This window comes from Verrucosispora sp. CNZ293, assembly GCF_002754655.1.
On sequence record NZ_PEFR01000001.1, the window covers coordinates 6,186,660 to 6,208,232 of the forward strand.

The window sequence follows — 21,573 nt, forward strand, 5'->3', positions numbered from 1 at the left end:
TCTTTCTTACACTGCCCGGATGGGAAGCGACTGTCTGTTCTGCCGCATCGTCGCCGGAGAGATCCCGGCCACCGTGGTCCGTGAGACGCCGACCACACTCGCCTTCCGCGACATCGACCCGAAGGCGCCGGTCCACGTGCTGGTCGTGCCGAAGGAGCACTACGCGGACGTGGCCACGCTCGGTCAGGGAGATCCGGCGCTGGCCGGCGAGGTGCTGGCCACCGCCGCCGCGGTGGCCGAGGACGAGGGCCTGCTCGGCGACGGGTTCCGGCTGATGTTCAACACCGGCGCGTACGGCGGTCAGGAGGTCTTCCACGTGCACGCGCACGTCCTCGGTGGCGCGCCACTGGGCCCGATGCTGGCCCGGAACCTCGGATGACCTCCGCCGCCGGCCGCAGCTCCGCCGCCGGTCACCTGGACCGGATGGTGCGCCAGATCCAGGCGCGGGCCCGGGTGCCGGCGATCTCGGCTGCGGTGCATCGCGCCGACCGGCCGCTGTGGACCTGCACCGCCGGCGGCACCGGCATCGACACGGCCCTGGACGAGCAGACCCGGTTCCGGATCGGCTCGGTGACCAAGACCTTCACCGCCGTCCTGGTCATGCAGTGCCGCGACGACGGGCTGCTCGACCTCGACGACCCGCTGCGCCGGCACCTCGACCTGCCGGCGCACGGCGAGCTGACCGTACGCCGGCTGCTGTCGCACACCGCCGGCCTGCAACGGGAGCCGTACGGCGACGTCTGGGACACGCTGCGCGCGCCGGACGCCGAACAGCTCGTCGCCGAGCTGGCCCGGGCCGAGCGGGTGCTGCCGACCGGGCGCCGCTACCACTACTCGAATCTCGGCATGGCGTTGCTCGGCCGCCTGGTCGGGCAGGTACGCGGTGGCACCTGGGCGGAGGTGCTCAGCGATCGGGTGCTGACTCCGCTCGGACTGACCGCCACCACCGTCACCCCGGGCCCGCGCGCCGCGACCGGGTTCCTCGTCGACGCGTACTCCGACGAGGCGCATCCGGAACCACCCACCGACTTCGGCGCTGTCGGACCTGCCGCACAGCTGTGGAGCACCGCTACCGACATGGCCCGCTGGGCCGCCTTCCTGGCCGACCCGCCGGCGATGGACGCGGCGGGCCGGGTGCTCGCCCCGACCACTCTCGACGAGATGCGCTGGCCGGTGACGGTCACCGACGAGGCGGTGTGGGCCGGCGGGTTCGGTCTCGGACTGATCCTGGTACCGCAGGGGGAGCGGGTGGTGCACGTCGGGCACGACGGGGCGATGCCCGGCTTCCTCGCCGGGGTGTACGGCCGACGGGGCGGTGAGGGCACCCCGGCCGCGTTCGGCGCAGCCGTGCTGGGCTCCTCCGGCACCGCCGTCGAGCTGCTGGAGCTGCCGCACCGGCTGCTCGCCGCCGCAGTCGACCACGATCCGGCCGACATCGATCCGTGGCGTCCCGGCGATCCGGCGCCGCCGGAGGTGCGCGGGCTGCTCGGCCGCTGGTGGGGTGAGGGCTTCGAGTACGTCTTCTCGTGGCACGAGGGGGCGCTGCGGGCCCGTGGCGCCGCTGACCCACCGGGAAAGCCGCAGGCGGTCTTCGCGCCGGTGCCGCAGCGACCTGACGTGTTCCGTACCGTCGCCGGGCGGGAAACCGGTGAGCTGCTCCGGCTGACCCGCGACTCCGCTGGCGTGGTGGTCCGGATGCACTGGGCGACGTACCGGTTCACCCGGCGTCAGGAGACCTTCGAGGGATTCGACTTCCGCGCCTGAACCGGCAGTCACCGGGGGTGAAATGCCTGTTCTGTCCACTGCTGCCGGGGTGCCACGGCGGCGGAAATGGGCAGCGTGTCCGCGTCGTTGAACCGATACGATGGATGCAACGTCCGCACGCCGTGCCACGGGCCCGGCACCGAGATCGAGAGCAGGTGGCGCAGGGCCCCTCGGGCCCGACCTATGACCGGCACCCCACCTCCCGGCCCGCCCCGGGTGCAGACCAGGATCACGGTTCCCGACTCGAAGATCATGGTCAACCTGCTTGGCGCGGGTGACGAGATCCTGCGACTGGTCGAGCGCTCGGTGAACAGTGACGTGCACGTGCGTGGCAACGAGATCACCATCACCGGCGCTCCCGCCGACAACGCCCTCGCCGAGCGGCTCTTCAGCGAGCTGCTCGAACTCATCGAGAAAGGCGAGACCCTGACCACAGATGCCGTCCGGCGTACCGTCGGCATGCTCGAACAGGGTGGTACGGAGCGACCCGCCGAGGTGCTCACCCTCAACATCCTCTCCCGGCGCGGGCGCACCATCCGCCCCAAGACGCTCGGGCAGAAACGCTACGTCGACGCGATCGACGGGCACACCATCGTCTTCGGCATCGGCCCGGCGGGTACCGGTAAGACCTACCTCGCCATGGCCAAGGCGGTGCAGGCGTTGCAGGCCAAGCAGATCAACCGGATCATCCTGACCCGGCCGGCGGTCGAGGCCGGTGAGCGGTTGGGCTTCCTGCCCGGCACGCTCAACGAGAAGATCGACCCCTACCTGCGTCCGCTCTACGACGCACTGCACGACATGCTCGACCCGGAGACCATCCCGAAGCTGATGGCGGCCGGGACGATCGAGGTCGCCCCCCTGGCATACATGAGGGGCCGGGCACAGCCGTACGACGCGCGTGTCCTGACGCCGGAAGGCTTCAAGCGGTTCGGCTCACTCCAGGTCGGCGACCTGGTGATCGGCTCGGACGGTATGCCGACCCCGGTGATCGGGATCTACCCGCAAGGGCCCAAACAGGTCTACCGGGTGACCACGCAGGACGGGGCCTCCACCCTGTGCTGCGGTGAGCACCTCTGGACGGTCGCCACGCCCGAGGACAAGCGACGCGGTCGGCGACGCACGCTGGAGACCCAGGAGATGATCGGGCAGGAGCGGCGGGGTTACATCCGTCGTTACGAACTGCCTGTGGTGGCTCCGGTCCAGCTGGAGCCGCAGGACGTTCCGCTCGATCCGTACGTCCTCGGCCTGCTGCTCGGTGACGGGTCGATCTCGTGCCGGACGACGCCGGGATTCACCACGGCGGACCCTGAACTCGCTCGCGCGATCGAGGACAACCTCGTCGACATCGAGCTGCACCGCAAGAGCGACTATGACTATGTGCTCCGGCACACCAAGGGTCACCGCGGTGGAGTGATCGTCGCGAACCCGGTGACGGTGGCGCTCCGCGAGCTGGGTCTGGCCGGCACGAAGTCGGGCACCAAGTTCGTGCCGTCCGTGTATCTCCAGAACAGCGTCGATGTCCGCCTGGCCGTCCTGCAAGGGCTGCTGGACACCGACGGCGGGCCGGTCGTCCAGGCGGGACGTACCTGCCGGGTGCAGTACTCGACGACCTCTCCCCGACTCCGCGACAACGTCGTCCACCTGGTCCAGTCACTCGGTGGCGTGGCGACGTGGCGCGTTCGGGTGGCCGAGGGGCGCAAGCCTGGCCTGGCCAGCGGTCGACCGGTCGCGTACCGGTCGGACGCCTACGTCGTGGAGATCCGCTTGCCGGAGGGCGTAGCGCCGTTCCGGTTGGCGCGTAAGCGCCAGCGGTACGAGGAGTGCGGCGGCGGCCGACCGATGCGTTTCATCGACTCGATCGTCCCCGCTGGTGTCCAGGAGACGATGTGCATCCAGGTGGCAGCGGAGGATTCGCTGTATGTCACCGATGACTTCCTGGTCACGCACAACACGCTCAACGACGCGTTCATCATTCTCGACGAGGCGCAGAACACCACGCCCGAGCAGATGAAGATGTTCCTCACCCGGCTCGGCTTCGGCTCCAAGATCGTGGTCACCGGCGACGTCACCCAGGTCGACCTGCCCGGCGGGACGACAAGCGGGTTGCGTGTCGTCCGGGACATTCTGGAAGGTGTCGAGGACGTGCACTTCGCGCAGCTGTCCAGCGCCGACGTGGTGCGTCACAAGTTGGTCGGGGAGATCGTCGACGCGTACGCGCGGTGGGACGCCGAGAATCAGCAGGCGCAGGGTGTGCACGCGGTGTCCGGGCGCAGCGTCCAGGGCAACCGCGGCGGCCGGCGCCGCTAGACCGAGGGAAGACAGTTGTCCATCGAGATCGCCAACGAGTCCGGTGCCGAGGTCGACACCGACGCCGTGCTCGCCGTGGCCCGGCACGCGCTCGACGAGATGGGGGTCAACCCGCTCGCCGAGCTTTCCGTGCTGCTTGTCGACGTCGACTACATGACCGAGCTGAACCATCGGTGGATGGGCGGCGACGGCCCGACCGACGTGCTCGCCTTCCCCATGGACGAGGGCAGCGTCGACCACGGGCCGGGTGAGAGCGCCGCCGCCGGTGGTGAGCCGGCGCTGCTCGGCGACATCGTGCTCTGCCCGGAGGTGGCGGCGAAGCAGGCCGCGACCGCCGGGCACAGCACTGCTGACGAGTTGCACCTGCTCACCGTGCACGGTGTGCTGCACCTGCTCGGCTACGACCACGCGGAGCCGGAGGAGGAACGGGAGATGTTCGGGCTCCAGGCCCGGCTGCTGGCGAGCTGGCGGTCGGCCCGCTCCCGGTGATGGACACTTCGTTGGCCGCGGCCGCCACCGGCCTACCCGACCTGCAACTGCTCGTCTTCGCTGCCGGGCTGGTGGTGCTCGCCGGGCTGATCGCGATGACCGAGGCGGCCCTGGCCGCGGTCTCCCCGGCCCGGGCGGCCGAGCTGGCCCGGGAGGGGATCCGGGGAGCCCGTACCCTCCAGACGGTCGCCGGTGACGTGGTCCGGCACCTCAATCTCCTGCTGCTGCTCCGGCTGCTCGCCGAGCTGACCGCCACCACGCTTGTGGCGCTGGTGGCGGTGGACACCTTCGGCGCGGGTTGGCGTGCGGCGCTCGTCACCGCCGGGGCGATGACTGTGGTCAGCTTCGTCGTGGTCGGCGTCGGCCCGCGCACCCTGGGCCGGCAGCACGCGTACGCGGTGGGCCGTTCGGCCGCGCCGCTGGTGCGCTGGCTGGGTCGGGTGCTCAACCCGCTGGCATCCCTGCTGATCCTGATCGGTAACGCGGTCACCCCGGGCCGTGGGTTCCGGGAGGGGCCGTTCGCGACCCAGGTCGAGCTGCGTGAGCTGGTCGACCTCGCCGAGCAGCGGGGTGTGGTGGAGCACGGCGAACGGCAGATGATCCACTCGGTCTTCGCCCTCGGTGACACGATCGCCCGCGAGGTGATGGTGCCGCGTACCGAGATGGTGTGGATCGAGTCGGGCAAGAACCTCTCCCAGGCACTCGCGCTGTTCCTGCGCTCCGGGTTCTCCCGGATCCCGGTGATCGGCGAGAGCGTCGACGACGTGCTCGGCGTCCTCTACCTCAAGGATCTGATCCGGCGTACCCAGGGTGGGGCCGCTGAGGATCATCAGCTGCCGGTGGCCGAGCTGATGCGCCCGGCGACCTTCGTGCCCGAGTCCAAGCCCGTCGACGATCTGTTGTCGGAGATGCAGGCCGCCCGCAACCACCTGGTCATCGTGGTGGACGAGTACGGCGGCACCGGCGGTCTGGTCACCATCGAGGACATCCTCGAGGAGATCGTCGGGGAGATCACCGATGAGTACGACGTCGAGCGTCCACCCGTCGAGCACCTGCCCGACGGTGCGGTGCGGGTCACCGCCCGGTTGCCGGTCGAGGATCTCGGCGAGCTGTTCGACACCGAGTTGCCGCACGACGAGGTGGAGACCGTGGGTGGTCTGCTCGCGCAGTCCCTGGGGCGGGTGCCGATCCCGGGCGCGCAGGTCGAGGTGGCAGGTCTGCGACTTGTCGCCGAGGGCACCACCGGTCGCCGCAACCGGATCGACACGGTGCTGGTGCGCCGGGTGGAGCCGACAGACACGACTGACGACCGGGGCGGCCAGCCGACCGCGTCCCGTTCCGACACCGACCGATCCGAAGAGAGGCAGCCCGCCGATGCCTGAGTCACAGGCCGTACCGGCCGCCCGGCCCACCGGCACCGAACTGAGCGCCGAGGATGGCAAGCTGGTCATCCTCGCCCGTGGTGCCCGGGGCCGGGTGGGTGCCGTGGAGGGTGCCGCGGTCCGGGACCAGGACGGCCGGACCTATGCGGCGGCCAGCGTGTCGCTGCCGTCGCTGACCATCACCGCGCTGCAACTGGCTGTGGCTTCGGCGGCAGCCGCGGGTGCCACCCGGCTGGAGGCCGCGGTGGTGGTGACCGAGGCGTCCACGTTGGATGGTGCCGGCTACGCGGCCGTGCGTGATCTGGCCGCCGACGCGCCGGTGCACGTGGCCGGGCCGGACGGCACGGTGCTCGGCACGGTGACCGAATGACCGAACGCAGCGGGCGCGCCTACCGGGCGGGTTTCGCGTGTTTCGTCGGGCGTCCCAACGCTGGCAAGTCCACGTTGACGAACGCCATCGTCGGGCAGAAGATCGCCATCACGTCGAACAAGCCGCAGACCACCCGGCACATCATCCGAGCGGTGCTGCACCGGCCGGAGTCGCAGCTCGTGCTTGTCGACACCCCGGGCCTGCACCGGCCCCGCACCCTGCTGGGTGAGCGGCTCAACGACCTGGTCCGGCAGACCTGGAGCGAGGTCGACGTGATCGGCCTGTGCATCCCGGCCGACGAACCGATCGGCCGTGGCGACCGGTTCATCACCGGGGAGCTGGCCGAGCTGAAGGCGACGGTGCTGGCGGTGGTCACCAAGACCGACCTGGTTGATCGGAAGCGGTTGGCCGAGCAGCTGCTCGCCGTCAGCGAGCTGGGAGACTTCGCGGAGGTCGTGCCGGTCAGCGCGGTCTCCGGGCACCAGGTGGACACCCTTGTCGAGGTGATGACGCGCTATCTTCCCGAGTCGCCGCAGTTGTACCCGGACGACATGCTCACCGACGATCCGGAGCAGGTGCTGGTGGCGGAGCTGATCCGGGAGGCTGCCCTGGAGGGCGTCCGGGACGAGTTGCCGCACTCCATCGCCGTGGTGGTGGAGGAGATGATTCCGGAGGGTCGGCTGACGAAGATCTACGCCGACGTGTACGTGGAGCGGCCCAGTCAGAAGGCGATCGTCATCGGGCATCGGGGCGCTCGACTCAAGGCAGTCGGCACCGCCGCGCGGCGGCAGATCGAGGAACTGCTGGGCACGAAGGTCTATCTCGATCTGCACGTACGGGTTGCCAAGGACTGGCAACGCGATCCGAAGCAGTTGCGCAAGCTCGGGTTCTGAGTCGTTCGGGCAGGCCGGGTCGAACCGGACGAGTGGCACCGGATCGACTGATCGGGACCGGTCAGGCAGATGGGAAGTTTCACTATCGCGGTGGGTGTCTGACTGTTTCGTCGGCGGGCAACGGAGGGTAGGAGGGTAAACAAGAGCCTACGCGCCCCCGACACAGATGCAGGCTGATGCGAAACAGATACCTGGACCTGCTGCGCGCCCTGGCCATCGTGCGGGTCGTCGTCTACCACGTCACCGGTTGGGCCTCGCTGACACTGCTGTTCCCGGCGATGTCGGTGATGTTTGCGCTCGCCGGATCGCTGATGGCCGCGTCGCTGCTGCGGTCCGGGCCGACCGCTGTCGGCCGGCGACTACGGCGGTTGCTGCCGTCGCTGTGGGTGGTCGCGGCGATCTTCGTGCCGGCGATGCTGCTCACCGGGCTGCCGTTCACCCCGGCGGTGCTGCTCTGGTTCTTCCCGGTGGCCGATCCGCCGGCGAACTACTGGGGTGCGCTGGCGCTGAGCCCGATCTGGTATCTGCGTGACTACCTCTGGTTCGTGCTCGCCTCGCCGGTCGCGCTGTGGCTGTTCCGCCGCTTCCCACTGCCCACTCTGCTCGCCCCGTACTGCCTGTTGCTGGTCATCGAGGTGGGCATCTATCAGGATCCGCCGGTCGTGCTGCGCGAGTTCGGCCTCTACTTCGGCGCATGGCTGCTGGGTTTCGCCCATCAGAGCGGGCTGCTGCGCCGGCTGAGCGCCTGGATTCTGCTACCGACCGCGCTGGCGCTCGCCGCGTTGGGCGGTGCCTGGGTCCTGACCCACCAGGGTCCGCGTGGCTACGACCTCAACGACATTCCGCTCGGCAACGCGCTCTGGTCGGCCGCGTTCATCCTGGTGGCACTGGGCCGGGCCCCGGCGACCGCAGCCTGGGTGGATCGCAAGGCGTTGTTCGGTCGGGCGGTCACCGTGCTGAACCGGCGGGCGCTGACTGTCTACCTGTGGCACATGGCGTTCGTGGTCGCCCTCACCCCGCTCGTCGACGTGGTCGGCTGGTCACATCAGGATCTGCTCGGCCTGGCGATTCGGGTGGTCCTGGTCTTCCTGCTGGTGGGGCTGGTGACCGCGATCGTGGGTTGGGTCGAGGATGTCGCGGCGCGGCGTCCACCCGAGCTGATTCCGGGTGGCCGTCAGCCGGCGTCGCGGCCCATCCCCGAAGCGGTGGAGCGTCGGGCGGAGCCGGTTCCGGAACAGCGTGGCCGGGACGGGGAAGTCATCGCGAGGTGACTGTGATGTCGCCGCTGCCGGTACGCAGGTCGAGCACGGACGTGGCGGAGGGGTCATCCGGCACACCCAGGTCGATCTCGCCGGAGTCGGCCCTCGGCCGGACCTGGTACGCACCGTCCGGCACGGTCAGCGCGACGTTGCCGCTCGACGCGTGCGCCCGCGCGGAGACGGGCTTGTCCAGTTCGAGGGTGACGTCGCCGGACTTGGTCTCCGCGTCCACCTCGCCGCCGAGTCGGCTTCCCGTCACGTTCCCGGAGGAGGCGCGCAGCACGACCGGTCCGGTCACGTCCTGCACGTCGATGTCGCCCGAGCCGGTCTCCACCCGCACCGTGTCGGTCGACCCGGCGACCCGCACGTTGCCGGAGCCGACCTTGAGGTCCACCTTGCCGACGCGGCTGAGATCGACGTCCCCGGAGCCGGTCTCGCCCCGCACGCCCACCCCCTCGCCGACCGTCACCTCGTAGGAGACGGTGCACCGGCTGCCGCAGGAGGTGTCCAGCACCAGTTCCGTGCCCTTGATCTCGTACGTCGCCTCCGGCTGGCCGCCCTGGTAGCGGACCATGCGCTTGACGCGTACCCCGTCCGCTTCGCCGTCGGCCCGGACCACCACGTCGCCGGAACCGGGCAGCACCTGGATCGCGGTGATCCGGGCGGACTCGGTGGTGTCGAAGTCCAGCTGCCGGTACGACAGGTTGTCACACCCGACCAGGACGATGAGGGCGGCCGTGGCGGCGACCGCCATGCCGGTCCGGCGCGCGCCGCTGCCTCGTGGCGCGGTGGTTCGGCGCGTGGTGGTGGGCCGATCTGCGGCGGTGGGCCGGGGGAGGGCGCTGGTCCGGTGCGAAGCCATGCCGAGACGCTACGACCGGCCCCACCCGGCGCGCATCCGGGTTCGCCGGCACGGCGACCCCGAGCGGACCCTGAATTCCGACCCGGGGTCGGACCTGATTTCCGGCCGGAGGGGAGAATGGCGCGATGGCCGGGTACCGCCGACAGCTCTACCGCGACGACGCGGTGGTGCTGCGTGTGCAGAAACTCGGCGAGTCCGACCGGATCATCACCCTGCTGACCCGCCGGCACGGCCGGCTCCGCGCGGTGGCCCGAGGGGTACGCCGGACCACCTCGAAGTTCGGCGCCCGGCTGGAGCCCTTCGGGCACGTCGACCTGCAACTGGCCGGCGACCCCAAGGGGGAGTACGGCAGCTCGCTGCACAGCGTCAGCCAGGTCGAGGGGATCGACCTATACGGCAAACGGTTCCTCGGCGACTACCCCCGCTACACCGCCGCCAGCGCGATCGCCGAGACCGCCGAGCGTCTCACCCCGGTCGAGCGGGAGCCGTCGTTGCGGCTGTTCCAGCTCACCCTGGGCGCGCTGCGTGCCCTCGCCGAGGGCGATCACGCCACCACGCTTGTGCTCGACGCGTACCTGCTGCGGGGGATGGCGCTGGCGGGCTGGGCACCGGCGTTGACCGCCTGCGCGGTCTGCGGCACCCCCGGCCGGCACCGGGCCTTCTCGGTGCCCGCCGGGGGCGCGGTCTGCCCGGACTGCCGGCCACCGGGGGCCGCCCACCCCGCCCCGGCCACCATCGACCTGATGTCGGCGCTTACCGTCGGCGACTGGCGGGTCGCCGACGCCACCGAGACCGGGGTACGCCGGGAATGCAGCGGCCTGGTCGCGGCGCACCTGCAGTGGCACCTGGAACGCGCGCTACGCTCGCTGCCGCTGGTCGACCGGGGTGGCGTGCCGTCGGCACCCGGCGCGAGACGGCCGGCCGGCGATGCCGGCGCGAGGCGACCGACCGGCGACGACGCCGGCACCGTGGCCCCGACCGGCGCAGCGCTGCCGCCCGACCGGGCGACACAGGACGTGAGCAGGGAGACAACCGAGTGATCCGATCGTCCAGGGCCGGGCGGCGCGAGCCGGTGCCGCCGACACCGCACCCGTCGGGAGCCCGACCGCCGGCGCTGCCACCGGGGGCGGTACCCCGCCACGTCGCGGTGGTGATGGACGGCAACGGCCGGTGGGCGAAGGAGCGTGGCCTGCCCCGCACCAAGGGTCACGAGGCGGGGGAGTTCTCCCTCTTCGACACCGTCGAGGGCGCCATCGAGCTGGGCATCCCGTACCTGTCGGCGTACGCCTTCTCGACGGAGAACTGGCGGCGCTCGCCGGACGAGGTGCGGTTCCTGATGGGCTTCAACCGGGACGTCATCCGCCGCCGCCGGGACCAGCTCGTCGACCTGGGGGTGCGGGTGGTGTGGTCCGGCCGGGCCGGGCGGCTGTGGAAGAGCGTCATCAGCGAGCTGCAGACCGCCGAGGAGATGTCCCGCGGCAACTCGACGTTGACCCTGCAGTTCTGTGTGAACTACGGCGGGCAGGCGGAGATCGCCGACGCCGCCGCCGCGATCGCCCGGGAGGTGGCCGCCGGCCGGCTCGATCCGGCCAAGGTCACCGAGAAGACGGTCGGGCGGTACCTCTACCACCCCGAGGTGCCCGAGGTGGATCTGTTCCTGCGGCCCTCCGGCGAGCAGCGGACCTCGAACTTCCTGCTCTGGCAGAGCGCCTACGCCGAGCTGATCTTCCTGGACACGCTCTGGCCCGACTTCGACCGCCGTCACCTGTGGTACGCCTGCGAGCTGTACGCCAAGCGCGACCGCCGGTTCGGTGGTGCGCTGCCCAACCCGGTGGCCCCGGCCACCTGAGCGTCGGTGGTTCCGGCCACCGGCGCGCTTAGCCCGCGGCCACTGTGGGTATGACCGCTGGCAGCAGCCACTGACGGAGGTGAACCCATATGATCCGCAAGCGCATCGGGCAGTGGGCGGTGATGGCCATCGCGGTGCCGGTCGCCGCCGCCGGAGCCCGCAAGCTGAGCCACACGCTGGAGTCCCGGCGTGGTCCCAACCGGGCAACCCGCCTGCTCAACAAGGGCGCCGACCTGATCCGCCCGCAGCAGGCGAAGCGCCGCCGCTTCTTCTGACCTGACCTGTCAGTCGGGCCGGTGCAGGCCCTGATCGGCGCTGGCACAGGCAGTAACGGCATCTGGCGGTATCCCGGGACGGGATACCGCCAGATGCCGTATGCGGTGCGGTGTGCGGGTGGCTCAGGCCTCGACCTCGGCACGGTCCGGGGTGGCCCAGAGGGTGTGGAACGCGCCGTCCCGGTCGACCCGACGGTAGGTGTGCGCGCCGAAGTTGTCACGCAGGCCCTGGATCAGCGCGGCCGGCAGCCGGTCGGCACGCAGCGCGTCGAAGTACGCGAGCGACGAGGCGAACGCCGGGGCCGGTACCCCCGCCCGGGCCGCGTCGGCCACCACCCGTCGCCAGCTCGGCACGCCGTCGCGCACGGTGTCGGCGAACCACGGTGCCACCAGCAGGGTGGGCAGCTCCGGCTGCTCGTCGTACGCCTGCTTGATCCGGTCCAGGAAGCGGGCCCGGATGATGCAGCCGCCGCGCCAGATCGTCGCCGTGCCACCCAGGTCGATGCCCCAGTCGTACTCGGCGCTGCCGGCCCGGATCTGGTCGAAGCCCTGGGCGTACGCGACGATTTTCGAGGCCAGCAGCGCTCGGCGGACGTCCTCGATGAACGCCTCGCGGTCGCTGACCTGCCACTTCTCGCCGGCCTCGGGAAGGCCCGCAGCGCGGCCTCGCGCTGGCCGACGTGCCCGGACAGCGACCGGGCGAAGGTGGCCTCGGCGATGCCGGTGATCGGGATACCCAGGTCGAGGGCGATCTGGACGGTCCACCGACCGGTGCCCTTCTGCTCGGCCCGGTCCTGCACCACGTCCACGAACGCCCGCCCGGTGGCGGCGTCGGTGTGCGCCAGCACATCGGCGGTGATCTCGATCAGGAACGACTCCAGCTCACCGGAGTTCCACTCCCGGAAGATCTGCGCGATCTCCGCCGGCTCCGCGCCCAGCCCGGCCCGAAGCAGGTCGTACGCCTCGGCGATGAGCTGCATGTCGGCGTACTCGATACCGTTGTGGACCATCTTGACGAAGTGCCCGGCGCCGTCCGGCCCGACGTGCTGGCAGCACGGCTCGCCCTCGACCTGCGCGGCGATCTTCTCGAAGATCGGCCCGAGCTTGCGGTACGACTCGGCCGAGCCGCCCGGCATGATGCTCGGCCCCCACAGTGCGCCCTCCTCGCCACCGGAGACACCGGTGCCGACGAAGTGCAGGCCCTGGGTCCGTAGCGCCTCCTCCCGGCGACGCGTGTCGGCGAAGTGCGCGTTGCCGCAGTCGATGATGATGTCGCCCTCTTCCAGCAGCGGCACCAACTCGTCGATCACCGCGTCGGTGGGACCGCCCGCCTTGACCATGATGATCACCGCGCGGGGGCGCTCCAGCGCGGCGACGAAGTCCGCCAGGGACTCCGTCGGGACGAAGGTGCCCTCGTCGCCGTGCTCCGCCACCAGCGACCGGGTCCGCTCCGGCGAGCGGTTGTGCAACGCCACGGTGAACCCGTTGCGGGCCAGGTTCCGGGCCAGGTTGCGGCCCATCACCGCCAGCCCCGTCACACCGATCTGCGCCGTAGCCCGATCCGCCATCCTCGTCGCCACCTTCCGCCGTCTACCTGTAGTGCTGCGACGGTATCGCGGCACCGGGTCGGCGCGCGCCGTCCCCCCACCGCTGGTCATCAGGTGGTCGCGTAGCGCACCACCATGCCGGCCCGCGACGGTGGCGGTAATTCGGATGCGCCCGCGCCGCCCGGCCCGGTAACGTGCGGGCATGCGCTACTGACGCCCCTTTTCCGAGCCGGGTCCGCCGCCGTTCGTGCCGCGACCCGTGTGCTCCCGGGCGTCCGCGCGTGTCCACCCGCCGTCGGCGGTCGTGGCGTCTTCCGTGGCCGTTCCCGGGGCAGCAGTCCCGTCCGTCCCCGACCGCTCTGATGGCGGTCCGCACGACGCGGCCGATCGACCGTCCACCGGTCGCCGGCCCAGCGAGGAGGCACAGATGCCCGCCAAGCGCAGTTCCCGGAAGTCCCGTCCCGACCGTCAATCGGCCGAACTCGCCGCCGTCACACCGGCGAACCTGGACGACGTCGCCATCACGCCGGTGCCCACCCTGCCGGCCGTACGGCCGACCGCCCCGAAGGCGGGTCCGCCGGCCACCGGCGCGTCCGGGGTGGGCCGGGGCCAGCGGACCGGCCAGGTCCGCCGCTACGCCTTCCGGCGTAGCTGACGGTCCGCGGGGTCGGGTGCGGCAGCGGTATCCGCACCCGGCCCCCGGCCCTCCCGCGTCGCGCCGGTGCCAGGCACCGACCACGTACGCCGCTGAGCAGGTGCCGTCCCGGCACCGGCGGGGTCAGCCGACCAGCGGACGGAAGATGCCGAGCGCCACGCTGACGGCGAGCGCGGCCCCGGCGATCGCCGTCGCGCCGATGACGAGCAGCCAGTCGGCCGCGACGAAACGCTGCCGGCGGGCGAAGGTGCGTGGCACCGCGCTGTCGAAGCCCCGGGCGTCCATCGCCACGGCGAGCCGGGTGCCCCGCCGGATCGCCCCGACCAGCAGCGTGAACGCCGTCGAGACGAACAGCCGCAGCCGGGCCACCGGACTGTGTCCCGCCTCGACGCCGCGCGCCCGTCGGGCCATGCTGATCATCTGCCACTCCTGGCCGAGCAGCGGCACCAACCGGAACGCGGCAAGCGCGCCGATGGCGAACCGGGCGGGTGCCCTGGCGTTCTGCACCAGCGCGTCGGCCAGGTCCGTCGGGTCGGTGGTGGCGAAGACGATCACGCCGGGCAGCGCCACCGCGAACAGCCGTAGGACCAGACCGATCGCGGTGAGCAGCACACCCGAGGTAACCACGATCGGTCCCGCGTCGAGCAGCACGCGGCCCGACCGGTCGGCGGCGAAGAGTACAAGCGTGACCAGAATGCCGCCGGCGGCGGCCAGCAGTGGCCAGGACCGTCGGGCCAGCAGCCGGGGGTGCACCCCGAACAGCGGCAGCACCGCCAGTTCCACGGCGATCGCGATCGCCGGGGTGACCGGGTCCAGCGTGGCCATCAGCGGAAACGTGAACAGCATCGCCGCCGTCAGCTTGGCCACCGGATTGCGTCGGGCCAGCGGTGCGTCCGGACGGGCGATCGGCTCCAGGGTGATCATCGTCGTACCGGTCCGGCGTCGAACGGTTCGAGGGCCAGCGTGCGGTCGGCCAGGGCGGCCACGAACTCCACGTCGTGGGTGACGGTGACCAGGCCGTGACCCGCGTCGCGCCTGTCGGCGAGGAGGTCCACCAGTTCGCGCCACGTGCGCCGGTCCTGACCGAATGTGGGTTCGTCGCAGATCAGCAGGCGGGGCGCGGTGGCCAGGGCGGTCGCCACGCTCAGCCGCCGCGCCTCGCCGCCCGAGAGGGTGTACGGGTTGGCGGCGGCGAGCCGGTCCAGCCGCAGCCGGCTCAACAGTTCCGTCACGCGGTCGCGGACCGCCGACTCGGCGACCCCGGTCCGCCTCGGCCCCAGGGCCAGTTCGTCGAAGACCGTGCCGGTGACGAACTGGTGCTCCGGGTTCTGGAACACCGAGCCGATCCGGCGGGTCAGCGCCGGTGCCCGCCAACGGTGCGGCGCGGTACGCGCGTCGGCTCCGGCCAGTGCCGGGCTCGCCGCCAGCCGCCCGGTGCCCGGCCGGAGCAGGCCACCGAGCAGCAGCGCCAGGGTGGACTTCCCGGCACCGTTCGGTCCGCGCACGGCGAGCGCCTCACCGGCGCGTACGGTCAGGTCGGTGGCGGCCAGTCGGGGTGGCTGGCCGAGCCGCTCGGCGGTGAGCAGCACCTCACCGGGTGGGCCGGTGGCCCGACGTGGCGGGATCTCCCGACCGGGCACCCAGACCCCCTCGGCGGCGAGGGCGTCCCCGTGTGCGGCGAAGACCGCCTCCGGCGGACCGTCGGCGCGGATCCCGCCGCCGGGTTCGAGCACCACCACCCGGTCGACGAGCGGCAGCGCCTCGGCCACCCGGTGTTCGACCAGGATCAGTGTGGTGTCGGCGTCCATCGCCCGGGCGAGTGCCGAGCGGATCATGGCGGCACCCGCGGGGTCGAGGTTGGCCGTGGGTTCGTCGAGCAGCAGCAGACCGGGACGCAGCGCCAGCACGCCGGCCAGGGCGAGGCGCTGCTGTTCGCCGCCGGACAGCGCCGCGGTGGGCCGGTTTCGGTGGTACGGGAAACCCACCCGGTGCAACGCCTCGTCCACCCGAGGCCAGATCTGTTCGGCCGCCACACCCCGGTTTTCCAGCCCGAACGCCACGTCGTCGCCGCTGCGGGCCATGACGAGCTGCGACTGCGGGTCCTGGAAGACGATGCCTACCCGGTCGCGTGCCTCGTCCGCCGGCCGGCCGTCGATCTCGATGCTGCCCGCGTGCTCCCCGGAGTCCTCGGGAAGCAGCCCGGCCAACGCCGCCAGCAACGTGCTCTTACCGGCCCCCGACGCCCCGAGCAGCAGCACCCGCTCACCGCGCTCCACCCGCAGATCAACCCCGCGTACCGCCCAGTCACGCCGTCCCGCGTGCCGCCACCCGAACCCCCGCACCCGCACCCCGCTCACCATCCCACCCTCCTTTCGCTCGTTGATCATGAGGTTGACGGTTGCTGTGGATCGGAATGCCGCCAACCTCATGATCGACGCGATGAGTTCCGGGAGGTCAGACCAGGGGGCGGTCGCGGGCGGCGGGGAAGCGGTCGAGGACGCCGGTGCGGGTCAGGGCGCGGGTGAGGGCGTACGCGCCGGCACCGGCGATTGCGGTGGCGCTGACGATGGTGATCAGGGCGTAGGGCACGCGGTAGGTGGCGATGTCGCGTTCGGCGTTCCAGTAGACGAAGTCGAAGACGGCCGCGCTCAGACCGGTGAGCGCGCCGGCCAGCAGGGCGGCCGGCAGCCGGTACGAGCGGTACCGGAAGGCGGCGAAGGCCAGCTCGGCGCCGAGCCCCTGCATCAGGCCCTGCAACAGGACGATGGTGCCCCACTGACTGCCCAGCAGGGCCGAGATGATCGCCGCCAGCAGTTCGCAGTACAGCGAGGCGCCCGGCTTGCGGATGACCAGGCCGCCGAGGACGGCCGGCACCAGCCAGACGCCGTAGATGAGGGTCTGTGCCGGCGGGAAGAAGCTGAAGGCGCCCTCGGTGGCGCTCCACACCAGGCCCCAGGCCCAGAAGATGACGCCGAAGGCGACGGCGATGACCGAGGCCACCACGATGTCGATGGTGCGCCAGCGGTTGCTGTCGGTGCTCTTCACGATGATTGCTCCCAGTCCAGATGCGAACCAGGCAAGACGCACGCCCCGTTCGGCGGCGCCGAACCGTGGCGGGCTGGAGGTGGACCGAACTCCCTGCGCTGGCATTACCCAGATCAGGTACGGAGGGTCTGCGGGCGGACCCGCACTCTCAGCGCTGTGCGCTCCCCTGTCGGAGGTGTTGTCTGTCCCGCCGACGCTAACACCACCGAAGATCCACCGGCAATGTGATCTTCCCTGGTCACGACGGGTGGCTGCCTCCCGTGATCCGGTGGTCCGGGAGGCGTGACCTGCTGGCGCGGGGATTTACGAGCCGGCCGGGTCGGGGAGCGGCGGTCCGGCCAAAACTGTGACATCCATCGACGTCATCCACGCCGGACGGTAATCTCAGTTCGCCGATCCGCCACGGCCGAAGGGTGACGGGTGACCACAGACACTGACCGGGCCGTGCCAGCCGGCGGCCCTGAGGGCCGGCCCTCCGGTGGGGGCGTGGACACCGGGACACGCCCTCCGGAGCCCAGTGGTGGCGAGCCGCCCCGGCGTTGGCTCGGCGACCGGATCGGCTCGGTGGAGGTGCTGGCGGCGCTGCTGATCCTCCTGATCATCTTTCGGGAGCCGATCGCCGCCGCCCTTGACGATCCCCGCATCCAGACCTGGACCACAGTCTTCGTCTCGATCATGGTGCAGGCGGTGCCGTTCCTGGTCTTCGGAGTGCTGCTCTCGGCTGTGATCGCGGTCTTCGTACCCCGGTCCTTCTGGGCCAAGGCGTTGCCCCGGCACCCGGCGTTGGCGGTGCCGGCGGCCAGCGCGGCCGGGGTGGTGCTGCCGGGCTGCGAGTGCGGCGCGGTGCCGATCGCCGGGTCGCTGATCCGCCGGGGCGTCACGCCGGCCGCCGCGCTGGCGTTCCTGCTCGCCGCCCCGGCGGTCAACCCGATCGTGCTCACCGCCACAGCTGTCGCCTTCCCGAACAATCCCGAGATGGTGCTCGCCCGGGGCGTCGCGAGCCTGATCGTCGCCATGATCATGGGGTGGCTCTGGTTGCGGCTCGGGCGCACCGAGTGGATCAGGATGCCGCGTCGGCCGGAGCTGGACGACGCGTCCCGGGGCCGGGCCTTCTGGGCCGCGGTCCGCCACGACGTGACCCATGCGGGTGGGTTCCTGGTGCTCGGTGCGATGGCCGCCGCCAGCATCAACGTGCTGGTGCCGGAGCGCTGGTTGCAGACTCTCGCCGACAACGCGTGGCTGTCGATCCTGGCGCTGGCGCTGCTCGCCGTACTGCTCTCGCTCTGCTCGGAGGCGGACGCCTTCGTGGCGGCCTCGCTGTCCCAGTTCTCGCTCACGTCCCGACTGGTCTTCCTGGTGGTGGGGCCGATGGTCGATCTCAAGCTGATCTCGATGCAGGCCGGTGTGTTCGGCCGCCGGTTCGCCTTCCGGTTCGCGCCGACCACATTCGTGGTGGCCCTGCTGGTCGCCGTGGGTGCCGGGGCGGTGCTGCTGTGAACCGGCAGGCGCAGGCGGTGATCCTGCTGTTGCTCGGCGGCGCGGTTATCCGGGCCAGCGTCACCGACCTCTACCTGCGTTACGTCAAGGAAGGGCTGCGTCCCTTCCTGATCGCCGCCGGCCTGCTGCTGATCGCCGCCGCGATCATGACTCTCTGGTACGAGCTGCGCCCGGCGGTTCCCCGCGCCCTGGCCCCGACCGGCGGTCCCGGCGGCACTCCCGCCGGTGGCGACGGTGCCGCGCCGGCCGGTGTAGGCGTTGGCGTCCCGGCCGGCAGCGGCGGCGCTCCGCACGACAGCGTTGGCGTGCCGGTTGGCGGGTCCGGCGCCGGGCACGACAGCGTTGGCGGGCCCGGTGACCATGACGGGCACGGGCATGCCCACCACGAGCCCCGGGTCGGCTGGCTGCTCATCCTGCCGGTGCTCGGCCTGCTGCTGGTCGCCCCGCCGGCCCTCGGCTCGTACGCGGCGGGTCAGGCCGGCACCGCGCTGAGCAGCCAGCAGCAGTCGGACTACCCGCCGCTGCCCGAGGGCGACCCGGTGCAGGTCAGTGTCCTGGATTACGCCTCCCGGGCACTGTTCGACAGGGGCGCGTCGATAGGCGATCGGCGGGTGCAGCTCACCGGCTTCATCGCCACCGGCGGAGACGGCGAGCCGATCCTGGCCCGGATGGTGCTGTCCTGCTGCGCCGCCGACGGCCGCCCGGTCAAGCTCGGGTTGACCGGCGACGTACCAGCCGGGCTGCCCGACGACACCTGGGTGGAGGTGACCGGCCGCTACAGTGACCGGCTCGGCCGGGATCCGGTGAACGACGCCGAGATCCCCTACCTTGAGGTCGAGTCCTGGCGGCAGGTGCCAGCGCCCAAGCGCCCGTACGACTAGGACCACCTTGCCCGGCGGCCAGCCGGATTCGGCCTTGTGTACGCCAGCGGGAATCGGCGTCGCTGCGGGCTTGACCATGACGCTGCGTCAACCCTCCATGCTGACGGGCATGAACGTCCCTGTGACAACCAGTCAGCTTCAGGAGCCTGCGATTCGGGTGCGGGGCCTGGAGAAGTCGTACCAGAAGCTGCGTGTGCTGCGCGGCGTGGATCTCGATGTGGCGCGGGGGAGCATCTTCGCCCTGCTCGGCTCGAACGGGGCGGGCAAGACCACGGTGGTGAAGATCCTTTCCACGCTGCTCAAAGCCGACGCGGGCACCGCGCACGTCAACGGCTTCGACGTCGCGGCCCAGCCGGCCGACGTACGCGAGTCCATCAGCCTCACCGGACAGTTCGCGGCCGTCGACGAGATCCTCACCGGGCGAGAGAACCTCGTCCTGGTCGCCCGGCTCCGTCACCTCAGGGCACCTGGCGTGATCGCCGACGACCTGCTGAAGCGCTTCGCGTTGACCGAGGCGGGTGGGCGGCGGGTGGCGACGTACTCCGGTGGCATGCGCCGCCGACTGGACATCGCGATGAGTCTCATCGGGAACCCGCCCGTCGTCTTCCTCGACGAGCCGACGACCGGGCTGGACCCGGAGGCCAGGATCGAGGTGTGGCAGGCCGTCAAGGCGCTCGCTGAAGGCGGCACGACGGTGCTGCTCACCACCCAGTACCTCGACGAGGCGGAACACCTCGCGGACCGGATCGCGATCCTCCACGAGGGCCGGATCATCGTGAACGGCACCCTCGACGAGCTGCGGCGGATACTGCCACCCGCCGCGATCGAGTACGTCGAGAAGCAGCCGAGTCTCGAAGACATCTTCCTCACCCTCGTCGGTGCCGGCACGGACAAGGAACAGCTGTGAACAAGCACTTCATCGGCGACACCGCAGTGCTCCTGGGACGGTCCCTGCGCCACATCTCCCGCAGCCCGGACACCATCATCACGACCGCGATCATGCCGATCGCCCTACTGCTGATATTCGTCTATGTCTTCGGCGGCGCGATCGAGACCGGGTCCGACTCGTACGTGAACTACCTGCTGCCGGGCATCCTGATCATCACGATCGCCTCGGGTATCTCCTACACCGCGTTCCGGCTCTTCCAGGACATGCAGGGCGGCATCTTCGCGCGCTTCCAGTCCATGCCGATCGCACGGACCTCCGTGTTGTGGGCGCACGTCCTGACCTCGCTGGTCGCCAACCTGATCTCACTCGTGGTCGTCGTCGGCGTCGCCCTGCTCATGGGCTTCCGCTCGGGGGCGGATGTGCTCGGTTGGTTCGCGGTGGCAGGCATGCTGGGCCTGCTCACCCTGGCGCTGACCTGGCTCGCCGTGATCCCGGGCCTCACCGCGACGTCGGTGGACGGGGCGGGCGCGTTCTCCTACCCGCTCATCTTCCTGCCGTTCGTCAGCTCGGCCTTCGTGCCCACCGACACCATGCCCGGCCCGGTGCGGGCCTTCGCCGAGCACCAACCGGTGACAGCCATCGTCAACGCGATCCGGGACCTGTTCACCCAGCAGCCCGTCGGCGCCGACATCTGGACCGCACTCGCCTGGTGCGTCGGCATCCTCGTCGTCGCCTACCTCGCCGCCACCAGCACCTACCGGAGGAGAATCGCATGAGTCTGCGCCGGCCGGACCGGGTGTGGTGAGGGCAGGATCGGGGCATGCTGACGATCGGTCAACTGGCGGCGTACGCCGGGGTCACGGTGCGGACGGTGCGGCACTATCACCAGATCGGGCTGCTGCCCGAGCCGGCGCGGGACGCCTCGGGTTACCGACGGTACGGCGCGACAGCGGCCGTGTCGCTGATCAAGATCCGCACTCTCGCCAACGCCGGGGTGCCGCTGTCCCGGATCGATCAGCTACTCGAAGCCGACGCGGTGACGTTCACGGAGGCGATCCGCAGGATCGACAGTCACCTCCGGGATGAGATCGAACGGCTTGAGACCAGCCGTAGGCAGATCGCGCAGCTCGCGGCCGGCGACGGCCTGACGCTCCCCCCGGAGGTGACCGCCTACCTTCATCGGCTTCGGGAGATCGGTGCGTCCGAGCGGGTGGTGGCGGGTGAACGGGACGGGTGGATCCTGGTCGCCGCCCGCTGGCCCGACAGCGTCCGCGAGTTCATGCCCGGCAAACTCGCGCAGCTCGACGACCCGCGGATCGTCCGGCTCTACCGGGTGCTGTCCGAGATCTTCGACGGCGACGTCGACGATGATCCACGACTGGCGGAAGCCGCCGACATCATGGCCTGCCTGGCCGAGCAGGCGTACGCCGCAGGCGAGCTGAACGTCAGCAACGAGTCCTACGACGAGATGCCGCACGACCTGCTGGACGCGCTCGCCGAGGAGTCCGACCCCCGGATACAACGGCTGAAGGAGCTGTTGCGCGAGCGAGGCTGGATCGGATGGAACCGAATGGAGCGGTTGGCCGAGCCGCCCTGTTGACCTGCCGGA

General features: G+C 71.1%; 20 protein-coding genes, 4 pseudogenes and 1 riboswitch. Of the genes and pseudogenes, 19 read left to right on the forward strand and 5 right to left on the reverse strand.

Going from position 1 to position 21,573, the window contains the following annotated elements; translation table 11 throughout:
• Positions 1-19: 19 nt before the first annotated feature.
• From CLT74_RS28255 to CLT74_RS28290, 10 genes and pseudogenes are all read left to right on the forward strand, one after another.
• Positions 20-379 carry a histidine triad nucleotide-binding protein gene (locus tag CLT74_RS28255; protein ID WP_099850456.1) on the forward strand — a complete coding sequence of 120 codons (360 nt, stop codon included), beginning with the start codon at positions 20-22 and terminating at the stop codon, positions 377-379.
• Complete coding sequence (locus CLT74_RS28260) at positions 376-1,764, forward strand: serine hydrolase domain-containing protein (protein WP_099850458.1); 1,389 nt, start codon at positions 376-378, stop codon at positions 1,762-1,764. Before CLT74_RS28255 ends, CLT74_RS28260 begins: the two co-directional genes overlap by 4 nt.
• A 183-nt stretch (positions 1,765-1,947) precedes the next feature.
• Positions 1,948-2,694 (forward strand): annotated as a pseudogene (locus CLT74_RS31595) (PhoH family protein); the annotation flags it as partial.
• A 207-nt stretch (positions 2,695-2,901) separates the two neighbouring features.
• A pseudogene (locus tag CLT74_RS31600) lies at positions 2,902-3,450 on the forward strand (LAGLIDADG family homing endonuclease); the annotation flags it as partial.
• Positions 3,451-3,714: 264 nt separating this feature from the next.
• Positions 3,715-4,071, forward strand: a pseudogene (locus CLT74_RS31605) (PhoH family protein); the annotation flags it as partial.
• Between the two features lie 15 nt (positions 4,072-4,086).
• Positions 4,087-4,560 (forward strand): rRNA maturation RNase YbeY, encoded by a 474-nt coding sequence (ybeY, locus tag CLT74_RS28270; RefSeq protein ID WP_099850463.1) that lies wholly within the window; start codon positions 4,087-4,089, stop codon positions 4,558-4,560.
• Positions 4,560-5,942, forward strand: coding sequence for a hemolysin family protein (locus CLT74_RS28275; protein ID WP_099850465.1), 1,383 nt, complete (start codon positions 4,560-4,562; stop codon positions 5,940-5,942). The genes ybeY and CLT74_RS28275 overlap by 1 nt, the downstream gene beginning before the upstream one ends.
• Positions 5,935-6,312, forward strand: a complete 378-nt coding sequence (locus CLT74_RS28280) for a cytidine deaminase (protein WP_099850467.1) — start codon at positions 5,935-5,937, stop codon at positions 6,310-6,312. Before CLT74_RS28275 ends, CLT74_RS28280 begins: the two co-directional genes overlap by 8 nt.
• Positions 6,309-7,205 (forward strand): GTPase Era, encoded by an 897-nt coding sequence (era, locus tag CLT74_RS28285; protein WP_099850469.1) that lies wholly within the window; start codon positions 6,309-6,311, stop codon positions 7,203-7,205. The genes CLT74_RS28280 and era overlap by 4 nt, the downstream gene beginning before the upstream one ends.
• Positions 7,206-7,381: 176 nt before the next feature.
• The gene (locus CLT74_RS28290; protein ID WP_099850470.1) at positions 7,382-8,476 is read left to right on the forward strand and encodes an acyltransferase family protein; all 1,095 of its coding nucleotides are present in this window, start codon (positions 7,382-7,384) and stop codon (positions 8,474-8,476) included.
• Here CLT74_RS28290 and CLT74_RS28295 read toward each other — a convergent pair.
• Positions 8,463-9,326: a DUF4097 family beta strand repeat-containing protein gene (locus CLT74_RS28295; protein WP_486582633.1), complete on the reverse strand. Its 864-nt coding sequence runs from the start codon at positions 9,324-9,326 to the stop codon at positions 8,463-8,465. The two genes, CLT74_RS28290 and CLT74_RS28295, sit on opposite strands and share 14 nt — an antisense overlap.
• A gap of 125 nt (positions 9,327-9,451) precedes the next feature.
• Between CLT74_RS28295 and recO the strand changes: the two genes are divergently transcribed.
• From recO to CLT74_RS28310, 3 genes are all read left to right on the forward strand, one after another.
• Entirely contained in the window at positions 9,452-10,366 is a 915-nt protein-coding gene (gene recO / locus CLT74_RS28300) for a DNA repair protein RecO (RefSeq protein WP_486582635.1), read from the forward strand.
• Between the two features lie 32 nt (positions 10,367-10,398).
• On the forward strand, positions 10,399-11,175 hold the full coding sequence (locus CLT74_RS28305) for an isoprenyl transferase (RefSeq protein ID WP_199172439.1): 777 nt from the start codon (positions 10,399-10,401) through the stop codon (positions 11,173-11,175).
• Positions 11,176-11,264: 89 nt separating this feature from the next.
• Entirely contained in the window at positions 11,265-11,450 is a 186-nt protein-coding gene (locus CLT74_RS28310) for a hypothetical protein (RefSeq protein ID WP_093407489.1), read from the forward strand.
• Positions 11,451-11,573: 123 nt separating this feature from the next.
• On the opposite strand, the pseudogene gndA reads toward CLT74_RS28310, so the two are convergent.
• Positions 11,574-13,018: pseudogene (gene gndA, locus CLT74_RS28315) on the reverse strand (NADP-dependent phosphogluconate dehydrogenase).
• A gap of 406 nt (positions 13,019-13,424) precedes the next feature.
• Between gndA and CLT74_RS28320 the strand changes: the two are divergent.
• The gene (locus CLT74_RS28320) at positions 13,425-13,652 is read left to right on the forward strand and encodes a hypothetical protein (protein ID WP_099850476.1); all 228 of its coding nucleotides are present in this window, start codon (positions 13,425-13,427) and stop codon (positions 13,650-13,652) included.
• A 123-nt stretch (positions 13,653-13,775) separates the two neighbouring features.
• Here the strand turns inward: CLT74_RS28320 and CLT74_RS28325 are convergent, their stop codons facing one another.
• The 3 genes from CLT74_RS28325 to CLT74_RS28335 form a co-directional block, all read right to left on the reverse strand.
• Entirely contained in the window at positions 13,776-14,576 is an 801-nt protein-coding gene (locus tag CLT74_RS28325) for a CbiQ family ECF transporter T component (RefSeq protein ID WP_099850478.1), read from the reverse strand.
• Positions 14,573-16,009: an ABC transporter ATP-binding protein gene (locus tag CLT74_RS28330; protein WP_099853215.1), complete on the reverse strand. Its 1,437-nt coding sequence runs from the start codon at positions 16,007-16,009 to the stop codon at positions 14,573-14,575. Before CLT74_RS28330 ends, CLT74_RS28325 begins: the two co-directional genes overlap by 4 nt.
• Positions 16,010-16,106: 97 nt before the next feature.
• Positions 16,107-16,697, reverse strand: coding sequence for an ECF transporter S component (locus CLT74_RS28335; RefSeq protein ID WP_099853221.1), 591 nt, complete (start codon positions 16,695-16,697; stop codon positions 16,107-16,109).
• A 72-nt stretch (positions 16,698-16,769) separates the two neighbouring features.
• Positions 16,770-16,875: riboswitch (TPP riboswitch) on the reverse strand.
• A 377-nt stretch (positions 16,876-17,252) separates the two neighbouring features.
• Between CLT74_RS28335 and CLT74_RS28340 the strand changes: the two genes are divergently transcribed.
• The 5 genes from CLT74_RS28340 (at position 17,253) to CLT74_RS28360 (ending at position 21,564) form a co-directional block, all read left to right on the forward strand.
• Positions 17,253-18,194 carry a permease gene (locus CLT74_RS28340; RefSeq protein WP_486582775.1) on the forward strand — a complete coding sequence of 314 codons (942 nt, stop codon included), beginning with the start codon at positions 17,253-17,255 and terminating at the stop codon, positions 18,192-18,194.
• A complete protein-coding gene (locus tag CLT74_RS28345; RefSeq protein WP_099850482.1) occupies positions 18,191-19,075 on the forward strand; it encodes a TIGR03943 family putative permease subunit in 885 nt (294 codons plus the stop codon). Before CLT74_RS28340 ends, CLT74_RS28345 begins: the two co-directional genes overlap by 4 nt.
• A gap of 109 nt (positions 19,076-19,184) precedes the next feature.
• Positions 19,185-19,982: an ATP-binding cassette domain-containing protein gene (locus tag CLT74_RS28350; RefSeq protein WP_199172277.1), complete on the forward strand. Its 798-nt coding sequence runs from the start codon at positions 19,185-19,187 to the stop codon at positions 19,980-19,982.
• On the forward strand, positions 19,979-20,740 hold the full coding sequence (locus CLT74_RS28355) for an ABC transporter permease (RefSeq protein ID WP_099850486.1): 762 nt from the start codon (positions 19,979-19,981) through the stop codon (positions 20,738-20,740). Before CLT74_RS28350 ends, CLT74_RS28355 begins: the two co-directional genes overlap by 4 nt.
• A 44-nt stretch (positions 20,741-20,784) precedes the next feature.
• Positions 20,785-21,564: a MerR family transcriptional regulator gene (locus tag CLT74_RS28360; RefSeq protein ID WP_099850488.1), complete on the forward strand. Its 780-nt coding sequence runs from the start codon at positions 20,785-20,787 to the stop codon at positions 21,562-21,564.
• Positions 21,565-21,573: the final 9 nt, after the last annotated feature.